The following is a 12,438-nucleotide window of genomic DNA, read 5'->3' as shown; positions in this document are numbered from 1 at the left end:
AATCACTTTTTGGGCTTGCTATACTTCTCTAAAATATTCAAACACATCAAAAAGGCAGGATATGAATCACCCTGCCTCTCTCTTTTTTCATTGTATTTAAATAATTTTGTCCTTCTGATGAGTATCTATGGATTCATAGGTAGAGCACGGCCCATTCACAGGGTTCCGTGCTCTACCAAAAGGTTATTTAACACATTCTCTTTCATTCTTACTTCGATTTTCCTCGAACGAATTTACTTCGCTGCAACTAACTTAGGAATTGCTTCACTCCATAGTTTTTGTAGTTCATCAACCGTATCTTCAATCACTGCTTCACCGTTTACAGACACTTTTAGTTTTCCGTCGTTCGTGACTGAACCGATTTGGACCGCTTCTGTCCATAGATTCTCAAATTGTTCTTTGTTTTCTGCTTTTACTGTTACTAGGAATCTTGATTGTGATTCACTGAATAACGCTACGGTTGCGTCTCCAGTTACGTTCACTTCGGCACCTAGACCTTGTCCTTTAAAAAGACTTTCCGCTAAGCCAACTGCAAGTCCGCCTTCAGATAAATCATGTGCAGATACAACAAGACCTTCTTTAATAGCAGTCGCAAGTGAGCTTTGACGTTTCGCCTCTACTTGTAAATCAATCGCTGGCGCTTTTCCTGAATATTTTCCAGCAATCACATTTTGTAATTCACTGCCACCGAATTCAGGGAGTGTTTCACCAATTAAATAAACAAGGTCCCCATTATTTTGGAAGTGGCTTGGTGTTACATATTTTGTATTTTCGATAAGTCCAACCATCCCAATGATCGGTGTTGGAAGAATCGCTTCACCTTTTGATGTATTATACATGGAAACATTTCCACTAATAACTGGTGTTTCAAGAGCAAGACATGCCTCACCGATTCCATCAATGCTCTCTGCCATTTGCCAAAATACTTCTGGATCATTTGGGTTTCCGTAGTTCAAGCCGTCAGTAATTGCAAGTGGTTTTGCACCCGAACAAACAAGGTTACGTGCTGCTTCAGCCACGGCAATTTGTCCGCCCACTTTTGGATCCAAATAAATATAACGAGAATTACAGTCTGTCGTAATCGCAATTGCTTTATCTGTTCCTTCAATTTTCACGACAGCTGCATCAGATCCAGGTCCCGCAATGGTGTTTCCTTGTGCTTCTGTGTCATATTGCTTGTATGCCCATTCCTTACTAGCAATTGTCGGCTGTTGTAAAAGTTGTCTTAACATCGCACCATGATCGTCGACTGCTGGAACTTCATTTTCCATCGCTTGGAATTCTTGGTAATATGCCGCTTCTTTTGTTGGCAAATGATAGACAGGTGCTTCATCCGCTAAAATATCAACAGGAATATCTGCGACAATCTCCCCATGCTGCTTAATACGGAAGATTTTTTCCTCGATAACCTCACCGATCACGGCCGCATCTACTTCATGTTTCGCAAAAATATCAAGAATTTCTTGCTCTTGACCTTTTTTCACGACTAATAACATCCGCTCCTGTGATTCAGACAGCATGATTTCATAGGCATTCATCCCTTCTTCACGCTGTGGAACAAGGTCAAGGTTCATCTCAATTCCCGTACCTGCTTTAGCAGCCATTTCACTTCCAGATGATGTTAATCCTGCCGCACCCATATCTTGAATCCCAACTAATGCATCCGAATGAATGACTTCTAGGCACGCATTCATTAATTTTTTACCTATTTGTGGATTACCGATTGCAACTGCAGATGTATTCTCTTCGCTTCCAGCTTCGACCACATCTGAAGAAAACGATGCACCACCAACTCCGTCTCTACCTGTATCCCCACCGGCATAAATGACGACATTCCCTACACCAGCAGCAAGACCTTTTTGTACATCGTTATGATCAACAAGTCCAACAACCATTGCGTTGACTAATGGATTTTCTTCATATTGTGCATCAAATTGGATCTCGCCACCAACCGTTGGAACATCAACCACATTTCCATAACTTGCAATCCCACGGACCACTTCGGAAAATAACATTTTTGTATGGTCATTATCTAGATCTCCAAAACGTAATGAATTTAGGGATGCAATTGGTTTCGCTCCCATTGAAAAGACATCACGCAAGATTCCTCCAACACCTGTTGCTGAACCTTCAAAAGGCTCGACAAACGATGGACTATTATGACTTTCAATTTTAAAAACAACAGCTTGATTATCTCCAATATCAACAACCCCGGCACCTTCACCAGGTCCTTGTAAAACATGACTTCCTTTCGTAGGGAACCTTCTAAGTAATGGTTTTGATGATTTGTAGCTACAATGCTCAGACCACATAGCAGAGAAAATGCCTGTTTCCGTATAGTTCGGAAGACGTTTTAATAGATCTTTCGCTAGTTGATACTCTTCATCTGATAATCCCATTTCCTTGTATAACTGTTCTTTTTCAATTTGTTCTGGGCTAATGTTATGTTGCGACATCAATGGTTCCCTCCAAAAAATTTATTTTATTTGGTAAATAATGCTTATGTTTTCAATGAAGACACTCGCTTTTTCGACATCTTCTGCGCCACTTACCTTCATCTATCCTCTATAATAATAGCGCCATCGACAGGATTTGACAAGAACAGGAAATCTAAAAATTCTAATACTGCTATGCGACAAAATGCGCTTCTTCACTCATTAAGGGAATGAATTCGTTTTCATTATTTTATTATAGGGATTGTCAAAGAAAAGAATTCATTTCCCCCGTCCGAATGATTTTCATAAAAAGTTCTATAAATCATAAAAATATTTTGTCGATTATATTTTAAGCGACTCATTCAATCAACGTATGATCTTCCGCTTCTTATAACTTTAATAAACCCTATTGATAACTTTTTATGTAAGTTGTAATTTTTAATCACAAGTTCTCTCATCTAGAGATTGTATTGGATGACCTTTTGGTATTTGATAAAGCGGTCCATTTGCCATTTCTTTTTTTTTTCGTAATTCGATTGTTTCCCAATTGAGTTAAGTGGGGGATTTTATAGTAGGTATAAGAAAAAGTATTTTTCCTTATACATCATTTCCTGTGTGGATCAAGGGACATGTCCCTCTGCCCCACATTAGTCAATACTTAAAACAATTTTACCATTTCCAGTCCCTTCTGCTAGCTGTTCAAAGGCCTGTGATGCTTGTTGTAAAGGAAAATATGTGCCAATCATCGGACGAAGTGCACCACTTGAGAGCATATCTATTACACCGTGAATGATTTGTTCACGTTCATCTTGTCGTGCGTTCCAGAGGGCCATTCCTAAAATATCACATTCCTTTTGCATGGCAAGTCGGGGATTTATTTCGATTGAACCACGATTTCCAATAATGATAATTTTACCAAAACGTGAAATCAGCTTTAAATCTGTTTCTAAATTAACATGGGATGAAAATTCAATAATCACATCAGGTCCCTTGCCATCTGTTACGGCTAGCACATCATTAATTGTTGCTTCTGACACATGATCAATGACAACATCTGCGCCAGCTTCCTTAACCATTTTCTTACCTTCTGGTTTACTTGCTGTTCCAATCACTTTCGCACCATGGGCTTTTGCCATTTGGACTGCCTGTAATCCAACCCCGCCACTCGCTCCATGAATAAGAACGGTTTGACCAGGTTTCAAGTTTGCCCGTTGAAATAATGCACGATAGGCAGTCAATGCTGGTATTCCTAATGCCGCCCCTTGTTCATAAGATACATGATCTGGTAATGGATGAACGTTCGTTTGGTCACATACTACTTTTTGAGCAAATGTGCCCGTGCTGTAACTTCCATCTAAGGTTGCGATAAATACGCGATCACCGACACGTACATTTGAGACTTCCTCTCCAACCGCTTCCACAGTCCCTGCTCCGTCTACCCCTGGCGTATAAGGCAACTGTGGGATCGTCGAATATGTTCCTGTTAAGGTATAGGCATCAGCCGGATTCACACCCGCTGCATATAAACGAACACATACCTGTCCCTTACCTGGTCTTACATCCTCAACATCCGTATAAAATAACTTTTCAGGTCCGCCAAACTGTGACACTTGAATTGCTTTCATGTAATCAGCCTCCTGCCATTATTATAACTTGAATAGGTAGTATTTACAGGAATTGCGCCTGTCACTTCCCGAAACCTCTTAATCCACAAGGGGGTTCACACAGATGAATTTGATTAGTGGGTAATGGAACCTGTCCCTCTTACGTCCTCCTCTGCACAAAAGAAAAGCCAGGACGATCCTGACTTTTCATGATTATTTTATTATGCTATTGACTGTTTAAAAATCGAAATTTGGAAAACTAATACCGAACTGAACCTAATGTTTTTTTGAAACGCGAGAACCGTCCCGCCGTTTCATTAAGTGTTTCTCATGTTCTTTTTCATTGCTTTGACTAGGAAGCCACCTTTAAATCTTCGGGGTTCGTATGAAATGATGAAGGCTTTTGGGTCGTATTGTTCGATGAAAGCCATGACTTCGGTTTCAACATTTCGTCTTGTCAAAATCTCTAATCGATACCTTTTGCTGTCACGACCTTTCCCTTCATACATCGTGACGCCTAGACCTTTGTTTCTTAACGCTTCAACTAACTCTTCATTTTCCTCTAATAAATTAACATATAATGTAGTGTATCCAATGGCTAATTTATTTTCAATGCGAGTTCCTATGAAGAGCCCTACACCGAATCCCACCGCATAAACAACCTTTTCAAGGAGACTCTGATCACCGGAAAAGATAATGGATAAGCTGAAGATCGAGATTAACGTTTCGACTACACCAAGTAATGAGGCTGCTAAACTCATATTCTTGACTAAAAAAATCGTTCGCAGTGTCATAATAGGGACAAACACAAGTTGAAGGGTAAAAATGATTAAAATATTTACTAACATAATGAACTCCTTTTTGCGAGGTTATTTCTGATTGATCAGTTGAATGTAGACAGACTAATAATTGTATCCACTACGGGATATAGAGTATTTTTGACTGCCATTTATGTAAGAAAGAAGAAGCACCATTTCCACTCATCATTGAAACAGTGCTGCTTCTACATCGTTATATCTTAGCTCCATAGTAATGATCCCAAGCTTGTTGAATCCCACCTGCACATGCTTTCGTTGCAGTGAATATATGATCACTCTTTACATCAAGAAGTTCCTTTTGAGCATTTCCTACGATTACGGCTGGATAGCCAAGTGTAAGCATGTCCAAATCATTGCCAGAATCTCCTGCAACAAGGATATTTGCCTCTTCACCAGCATATTCCTCTACTATATATTGAAGTGCTTTCCCTTTTCCTGCACTTTCTGGCAATACATCCACATCTCTTCCTGAACTAAAAACGAAGGTGTGAGGAATACCGGATTCTTTTAACTTTTGCCTTAAATTGCTTGCGCCCTCACTATCGTTAACGAAGAAGGATACTCTACGCTCATGCGGTAAAGTCTGAAGCCTAATTCCAGGTAATTGTAACGCGATCTCTCGAATCCTATGTGGGTTCCAGTTTTCCCTAACCTTTTGCTCCCACTTCGGGTCTCGTAATAATTCACGACCGCTATAAATACTCGTACCTACATCTGTTACTAAAATAGAAGGAATAGGCAATCGTTCACTGTCAATAAGAGATAATGCAGAATCATAGTGTCTTCCTGTAATATAAACTAAGTCTACTTTATAGGGCAGTGATTCAAAGAATTCCAGTAATTCTTTTAAGGCATCTCCATCCCCTACTAAAGTTCCGTCCAAATCAGTAGCTAGCATATACTTTTTCATTTGTTGTGATCAGCCCTTCATATGTCATGTTCATTTGTTTTGCAATCTTCTCCCAATTAAAAGCTTTGCGGGAATATTCAGCTGCTTGTTTGCCTAGCTCTTTTGCCAAATAGATATCCTTTGCTAATAAAGCCATCGCTTTAACTATGTGGTCTGAATTTTTCGGTTCGACATGGATTCCTGTAAACCCATCGGAAACTACGTTTTGCAATCCCCCAACCCCAGAAGCAATAACGGGTGTTCCGCAAGCTTGTGCCTCTGCGGCAACCATACCGAATGATTCATAATAAGATGGCACAACGACCGCAGTGGAGGTATTAAAAAGATCGGCAAGTTCTTCTTGAGTTTTAGGTCCAACAAACTTCACTTTATCCTCTATTCCACGTATAGCCTCTTGTAACTCCTTCTTCTTAGGCTTGAAAGTAGCAAGGTCTACATCCTCTTTATCGCCACCAGCGATAATTAATTTAATATCGTGATTAATTCGATTATTCAATTTATTAAAAGCGTTAAGCAGCGTCAAAATTCCCTTTGTTTCCTGTAAACGGCCAGCGAAAGAGAACACGGGTACACTTTGATTTTTCTTCCGTTTGTTTGGATAGAAAACATCTCGATCCACCCCAATGGAAGATACAACCACATTCGCTTGCGGGCCAGCAAAGCTTTTAATTAAATCTTTTTCATTTGTTGTAGTAGCGATAACGACATCCGCTTTTCTTAGAATATCTTTTTCCGCATGTAATCGTTTCGTTTCTTTTTTACCTGTACCTCTATATTTAGCAATGGCTAATGAATGTGAAGTATGAACGAGAGGAATGTCATAAGTATTTTTTATTACAAGCCCAAGCAGGCCTGATAACCAGTAATGAGAGTGTACAACGTCGTATGTATCTAATGGAATAATATTTTGCATTTCTCTATAAAATTCAGGTAGTATGTTGTACATTTCGCTTTTATTCATATACCCTTTTTTTCCAGCAGCAATTCGAATCACACGGCAACTCTCGCCAAACACTTCTACTTGAGGTGCATTTGGATTACTCCAATGAGTCGCTACATCTACACTTAAACCCAATTCATCTAAGGCTAGTGCAAGTTGTTTTACATAATTATTTTGTCCGCCTGACTGCTTTCCTCCAAGTCCTGCAAGTGGATCCCCATGATCAGATATAAAAAGAACTTTCTTTTTCATTTATCATTCTCTCCTGTCCGCATGTATTGTTTACTATTAATCTCCTAAACAAGTTATCTAATTGTTTTATACCCTTTCTACTTTTTTTCAAACATCGTTTATAAAATTAAAAACTGCACCAAATGGATCCCATTCGATGCAGTTTTAGAAATTTTATAGATTGTAAATAAAAATTACTTGTCAGGTTCTTTATTTTGTTGAAGCTGATCCAGACGGGGACGCGGCATTTACTACAGGATTGTCCATCACCGTGGAGCCTGCCTCTTTGACCTTCGTTCCAATCTCAGCAATCTCCCCTTTTGCTTCCTTGGCTGTATTTAATGTCTGATTCGTTATATCCTTTACTTCACTGACATTGCCAATTAAATTCTCATTTAACTGATTGTATAAATCCTGAGCATGACTAATTGCTTCCTTCATTACTTGAGAAGCCTCTTTGAAAGACTCTACCATTTGTTCTTTAACTTCAGAAGGGTTATTCTTTACCTCGGTAATCAAGTTCATTGAGGAATCTTTAACCGTTAAAGCTTTATCTTTGACTGTATTTCTTGTATTGGAATCAAGCATCGCAACAAGTCCTCCAACGATCCCGCCAATAACCATTCCCTTCATTAGCTTACTGTTATTACTACTTGAAGAACGACTCATCGTAGGATTCAAACTTCCACTCACAGAACCTTCCGTTAAATTACCTTCTCCACTTCTAGCATAATCATTAGTAGTTGACTCCATAGGCAAAATATTTTGTGACATAATAACTTCCTCCTTAACCAAAATGAATTTATTTATCTATGTAAATGGAATTCCCCATTTTTCAATAAATGAAACATGGGGACGGTTCTCGCGTTTCATTTTCACTGTGACGCATATGATTAAAAAAATAAAGAACAGAGCGAATGAATGCAGTATTCGCTCTGTTTTTTATTAAGTAATGGGAGAGTTTTCTTATGGTTTTAAGACAAATTTAATGCTATTATCTTCAAAATCATGGAATAATTTATAAGCTTCGCTTGCATCATCAAGAGACATTCTATGGGTAATGATATCTGTCGGGTCAATGTCTCCTTTCACAATCATGTCATACAACATTGGCATATAGTGAACGACTGGGGCTTGGCCCATTTTCACTGAAATGTTGCGTTCGAACATATTTCCAAGCGGGAACATATTGTATTGCATCCCATATATACCTGTTAATTGAATCGTACCGTACTTTTTCACAGCATCTATGCCGATTTCGATTGCACTTGTCGTACCACCGGATAATTTAAGTTTTTGTTCCACTTTCTCTCTCACGTTCATCTTTCCATCCATGCCAACACAGTCAATGACCACATCTACTCCGCCTCTTGTAAGTTCACGGAGATATAATCCCAAATTATCAATTTCATCCGGATTGTAGATTTCTACGTTATTGGTTCTTTTCGCATGCTCAAGTCGATACTCCACAGGGTCAACCGCAATGACACGGCTAGCTCCTTTCATCCATGCAAATTTTTGAGTGATCAGACCGATTGGCCCGGAGCCGAGAACGGCGACTGTATCGCCTTTTTTAACACCCGCATTTTCAACACTCCAGTAAGCTGTTGGCAAAACATCCGAAAGGAATAATAGGGATTCATCCTCCAACTCGCAAGATTCCGGGATTTTAAACGGAAGGAAATTACCATATGGGACACGCATCAATTCTGCTTGTCCACCAGGGTGGTCGCCATAACGTTCTGTAAATCCGAAATATCCGCCCGTATCTATATCAGGGTTTTGGTTGGAATTGTCGCATTGACTTTCCATGTCATGTTGGCAATAATAACATTCCCCACAAGAAATATTGAATGGGATTATGACCCTGTCGCCTTTTTTAACTTTTGTTACGGCCGGCCCGACTTCTTCAACGATTCCCATCGGTTCATGACCAATGACATAATCTTTTCTCGTAGGCAATGCACCTCGGTAAATATGCAAATCCGATCCGCAAATCGCAGTCGTCGTTATCCGAACAACAATATCATCGGCCTTTTCAATTTTTGCATTTTCAACTTCTTTTACCTTAACATCTTTTGCCCCTTGATAAGTAACAGCTTTCATCTACAATCTACCTCCTTCAAACTCAATAGAGATCTTCCCGTTTCTCAAAATTTAAAACATGAGGTGTTTCTCGCACTTTGAAACATGGGGACGGTTCTCGCGTTTCATTTTCACTGTGATCCCGACAGCAAAAATAAAAAAACAGAGCGTATGAATACGAAATTCGCTCTGTTTTTAATCCTTTTTTTAAAAAATAGGATCCTAATTTTTTACGTAACTTTACATAATGCTTAAGGCACTTTAATATTAAACTCTATTATTTCGGACTTAACGGGCAATAAGACTCCACCTCAAGATTGTGAGTACAACAAAAATTAGTGGGGCAAAAAGAACACCCCACTAATGTAAAGTTTCACTTTATTGTAGTTCTTGTTTCCCTGTCACTTCCCCATCAATCTGGGCACTTTCTTTCACTTCTTCACTTGCAAATAATAGGTTTCCATCAATCGTAGTGTCTTCAGCTAAAGTAAAGCCTTTTGCTGCAACGATGACATCGCCTTTCACTGTACCATTTTGAATTTTAAAATTCTCACTTTGTACAAGCATGCTTGGTACTGTAAGTGTGAAAGTATCAGTCACATTACGTTGGTCATCTTGTGTATATAGACCTAATTTACGATAGATCGGGTTTGCCTCATCCCCTTTATCATGAAACTCACCTTCTACAACTAACTCTTCATCAAGAGTAATATCATCTGTTGCTGCAACAATCCAAGTACCTTCTTTACTTAAAGCTTGTTTAAACTCTTCTGGATCAGCTGTGATAGATGCTGTTGAAACCGCATCTGTTTCTGTTTCTTCCGTTTCTTTTGCAGCTTCTTCAGCTGACTTTTCTTCTTCAGTCTCTACTGCTGCTTCTTCAGCTGGTTTTTCTTCTGTCTCTACTGCAGCTTGTTCAGCCGGTGTTTCCTCTGTCTCTACAGGTTCGGCTGTCTCCTCTGATCCACACGCTGCTAGAAGTCCTACAAGTACTGTTGGTACGATTAATCCTTTTAATTTCATGTTATTTTCCTCCCTTATTTAAGTGTTACTTAATTTCCTTAATGGAATAAAATTAGCTCCCTATGTATTAAGCTGATCAATCTTTTTAAAAAACATTTCTGTTCCAAATATTTTATTAGGTTTTGATAAAATATTGATTGATCTTTTTAAAGATAAGTTATATTTTTTCACCTTCCCTTCTTAATCGTGTTTATTTAAATGGCACCACCTTTCCATTTATTCCAAAGTCTTTTCCCTACCTGCTTGTACACTACCCCAAACTTCTAAGTTTAAAACATTAAACTAGCAACTTTTCATTTATTTTTAATAGATTGATATGAAAATAGATACCTGAAAGGATGATACATAGCAAAATACGGGGGAAAATTTTCATTGGAATGGGTGTTGAATATTTCCTCTGAGGTTAAAATGAGTGAGGGATGGAAGAACGAAGTCACCAACTAGACCGACGATAGATTCATGTTAAAAAGTATACGCTATTAGAGAATTGTTTAAGCACTAAACTAAAACAACTCAAATAAGGTACACTTTTCCTATTATAAAAAGGAACATCTAATTTATCTGCAAAAATGACAGTCCTCTAAAATAAACGGAATGTTTCTAAGAAAAAACGATTTTTCATGCGAGTTTGGGACGCATATTTATGCTTTTTTACGAAGTTGATAGAAACGACAAGTAAAATTGAAAATGAAACGCGAGAACCGTCCCCATGTTGCACAAAAAACTAGCAACAGGATCTGCTGCTAGTTTTTCCATTTGGTTTATTTCACAAGTTTATGTTCTTGGATAAAGTCTTTTAATGTATCGACTAGGTTGGGATTGCTGATTTCGTCTAGATCATAGTGTACACGTGTGCATGGTTTATTAATTGAGATGACGCGTGTTAAGTCGATCGGTGTTCCAATGATGACTGCATCACAGTCTGTATTATTAATCGTTGCTTCTAAGTCTTTTAATTGTTGCTCGCCGTATCCCATCGCTGGAAGGACATTTCCAATATGTTGGTATTTGTTAAATGTTTCCGTTAGTGTCCCAACCGCAAATGGACGTGGATCAACGATTTCCTTCGCACCCATACGTTCAGCTGCAACTGTACCCGCGCCAAGTTTCATCTCTCCGTGTGTTAACGTTGGACCATCTTCTACAACTAACACGCGTTTTCCAGCAATTTTTTCTGGATGTTCGACTGTAATCTTTGATTCAGCCTTAATAATCGTGCTGTTTGGACTTGCAAATTTTATATTATTTTCTACAATTTGAACATTTTCCTCTGTTGCACTATCCACTTTGTTAATGATGGCCACATCGGTTGTTCTTAAACACACTTCACCAGGATAGTATTTCAGTTCATGTCCTGGGCGATGTGGATCCAAAACAGTAATCGCTAAATCGGGCTTGAAGAAAGAGAAGTCATTATTTCCTCCGTCCCATAAAATCACGTCACATCCATCTGGATCCTTTTCAGCTGCTGCCAAAATATCTGCATAATCTACACCGGCATACACGATATTTCCACGGGCCACATGCGGCTCATATTCTTCCATTTCTTCAATCGTACAATGATGTTTCTTAAGATCCTCTACTGTAGCAAAGCGCTGAACACGCTGTGCATTTAAATCGCCATAAGGCATCGGATGTCTCACCGCAATTACTTTTAAACCTTGGTCAAGAAGTGTTTCGATCACTTTTCGAGACGTTTGACTTTTCCCTGTTCCTGTACGTACCGCACATACAGAAATGACAGGCTTATTACTTTTTAACATCGTACTGTTTGGCCCTAGTAGTTTGAAGTTAGCTCCCGCTGCATTCACGATGGCGCTAACCCTCATAACATCTTCATAATTCACATCACTATATGCAAAAACACATTCGTCCACTTGTAATTCCTTTATCAATTCAGGTAATTGATCTTGTGAAAAAATTGGTATGCCTTCCGGATAAAGTTCACCGGCTAATTCACTTGGATATTTACGTCCATCTATATCTGGAATTTGTGTTGCTGTAAAAGCAACTACATTATATTCTTCATTGTTTCGGTAGTACGTATTAAAGTTGTGAAAATCTCTTCCCGCTGCGCCTATAATAATAATATTTTTTCTTTTCATGTCTGCTCTCCTATATGTCAATGAATGATTATTTATAATTATAACTAATGATGTATAATAATACAATATATTTTTTTAAAAAAATAATTGATGACCTTAAATCTTAAAGTCTCCATTTGAAATAATCCTAGACGATATTCGTTTTAAATCTTTAAATCGATTGTGATAAATAAACACATTTATTGGTCTAAAATTGAAATATTCGACATCCTCTATGGAAACTTTTTTATTATTACCTTATTAACCATTCGTATGGTTCTCCTTAATATCATTGTCGCTGCCCATTC

General features: G+C 38.5%; 9 protein-coding genes. All 9 read right to left on the bottom strand.

Annotation, left to right across the window (positions count from 1 at the left end; translation table 11 throughout):
• Positions 1–233: 233 nt before the first annotated feature.
• Positions 234–2,456, bottom strand: a complete 2,223-nt coding sequence (gene purL / locus R4Z10_RS07340; protein WP_338472549.1) for a phosphoribosylformylglycinamidine synthase subunit PurL — start codon at positions 2,454–2,456, stop codon at positions 234–236.
• Positions 2,457–3,082: 626 nt separating this feature from the next.
• Complete coding sequence (locus R4Z10_RS07335) at positions 3,083–4,060, bottom strand: NADPH:quinone reductase (RefSeq protein ID WP_338472548.1); 978 nt, start codon at positions 4,058–4,060, stop codon at positions 3,083–3,085.
• Positions 4,061–4,356: 296 nt separating this feature from the next.
• On the bottom strand, positions 4,357–4,887 hold the full coding sequence (locus R4Z10_RS07330; RefSeq protein ID WP_338472547.1) for a DUF2179 domain-containing protein: 531 nt from the start codon (positions 4,885–4,887) through the stop codon (positions 4,357–4,359).
• A gap of 163 nt (positions 4,888–5,050) precedes the next feature.
• Positions 5,051–5,767 (bottom strand): HAD-IIB family hydrolase, encoded by a 717-nt coding sequence (locus R4Z10_RS07325; protein WP_338472546.1) that lies wholly within the window; start codon positions 5,765–5,767, stop codon positions 5,051–5,053.
• Complete coding sequence (locus R4Z10_RS07320) at positions 5,742–6,959, bottom strand: glycosyltransferase (protein WP_338472545.1); 1,218 nt, start codon at positions 6,957–6,959, stop codon at positions 5,742–5,744. Before R4Z10_RS07320 ends, R4Z10_RS07325 begins: the two co-directional genes overlap by 26 nt.
• 189 nt (positions 6,960–7,148) lie before the next feature.
• On the bottom strand, positions 7,149–7,712 hold the full coding sequence (locus tag R4Z10_RS07315) for a YtxH domain-containing protein (protein ID WP_338472544.1): 564 nt from the start codon (positions 7,710–7,712) through the stop codon (positions 7,149–7,151).
• A 192-nt stretch (positions 7,713–7,904) separates the two neighbouring features.
• Complete coding sequence (locus R4Z10_RS07310; RefSeq protein WP_338472543.1) at positions 7,905–9,044, bottom strand: zinc-dependent alcohol dehydrogenase; 1,140 nt, start codon at positions 9,042–9,044, stop codon at positions 7,905–7,907.
• A gap of 357 nt (positions 9,045–9,401) precedes the next feature.
• On the bottom strand, positions 9,402–10,046 hold the full coding sequence (locus R4Z10_RS07305; RefSeq protein ID WP_338472542.1) for a hypothetical protein: 645 nt from the start codon (positions 10,044–10,046) through the stop codon (positions 9,402–9,404).
• A 761-nt stretch (positions 10,047–10,807) separates the two neighbouring features.
• Positions 10,808–12,151 carry a cyclic 2,3-diphosphoglycerate synthase gene (locus R4Z10_RS07300; RefSeq protein ID WP_338472541.1) on the bottom strand — a complete coding sequence of 448 codons (1,344 nt, stop codon included), beginning with the start codon at positions 12,149–12,151 and terminating at the stop codon, positions 10,808–10,810.
• Between the last annotated feature and the right edge of the window lie 287 nt (positions 12,152–12,438).

Origin of the sequence: Niallia sp. XMNu-256 (assembly GCF_036670015.1) — a bacterium.
Taxonomy (GTDB): domain Bacteria; phylum Bacillota; class Bacilli; order Bacillales; family Cytobacillaceae; genus Bacillus_BD.
This window is presented reverse-complemented; position numbering and strand designations above follow the sequence as displayed.

What these genes read in the sequence shown, in the direction of transcription:
- R4Z10_RS07310 (WP_338472543.1), bottom strand. Translation starts at nt 9,044, where the DNA reads ATGAAAGCTGTTACTTATCAAGGGGCAAAAGATGTTAAGGTAAAAGAA.
- R4Z10_RS07325 (WP_338472546.1), bottom strand. Translation starts at nt 5,767, where the DNA reads ATGAAAAAGTATATGCTAGCTACTGATTTGGACGGAACTTTAGTAGGG.
- R4Z10_RS07315 (WP_338472544.1), bottom strand. Translation starts at nt 7,712, where the DNA reads ATGTCACAAAATATTTTGCCTATGGAGTCAACTACTAATGATTATGCT.
- R4Z10_RS07335 (WP_338472548.1), bottom strand. Translation starts at nt 4,060, where the DNA reads ATGAAAGCAATTCAAGTGTCACAGTTTGGCGGACCTGAAAAGTTATTT.
- R4Z10_RS07320 (WP_338472545.1), bottom strand. Translation starts at nt 6,959, where the DNA reads ATGAAAAAGAAAGTTCTTTTTATATCTGATCATGGGGATCCACTTGCA.
- R4Z10_RS07330 (WP_338472547.1), bottom strand. Translation starts at nt 4,887, where the DNA reads ATGTTAGTAAATATTTTAATCATTTTTACCCTTCAACTTGTGTTTGTC.
- R4Z10_RS07300 (WP_338472541.1), bottom strand. Translation starts at nt 12,151, where the DNA reads ATGAAAAGAAAAAATATTATTATTATAGGCGCAGCGGGAAGAGATTTT.
- purL (WP_338472549.1), bottom strand. Translation starts at nt 2,456, where the DNA reads ATGTCGCAACATAACATTAGCCCAGAACAAATTGAAAAAGAACAGTTA.
- R4Z10_RS07305 (WP_338472542.1), bottom strand. Translation starts at nt 10,046, where the DNA reads ATGAAATTAAAAGGATTAATCGTACCAACAGTACTTGTAGGACTTCTA.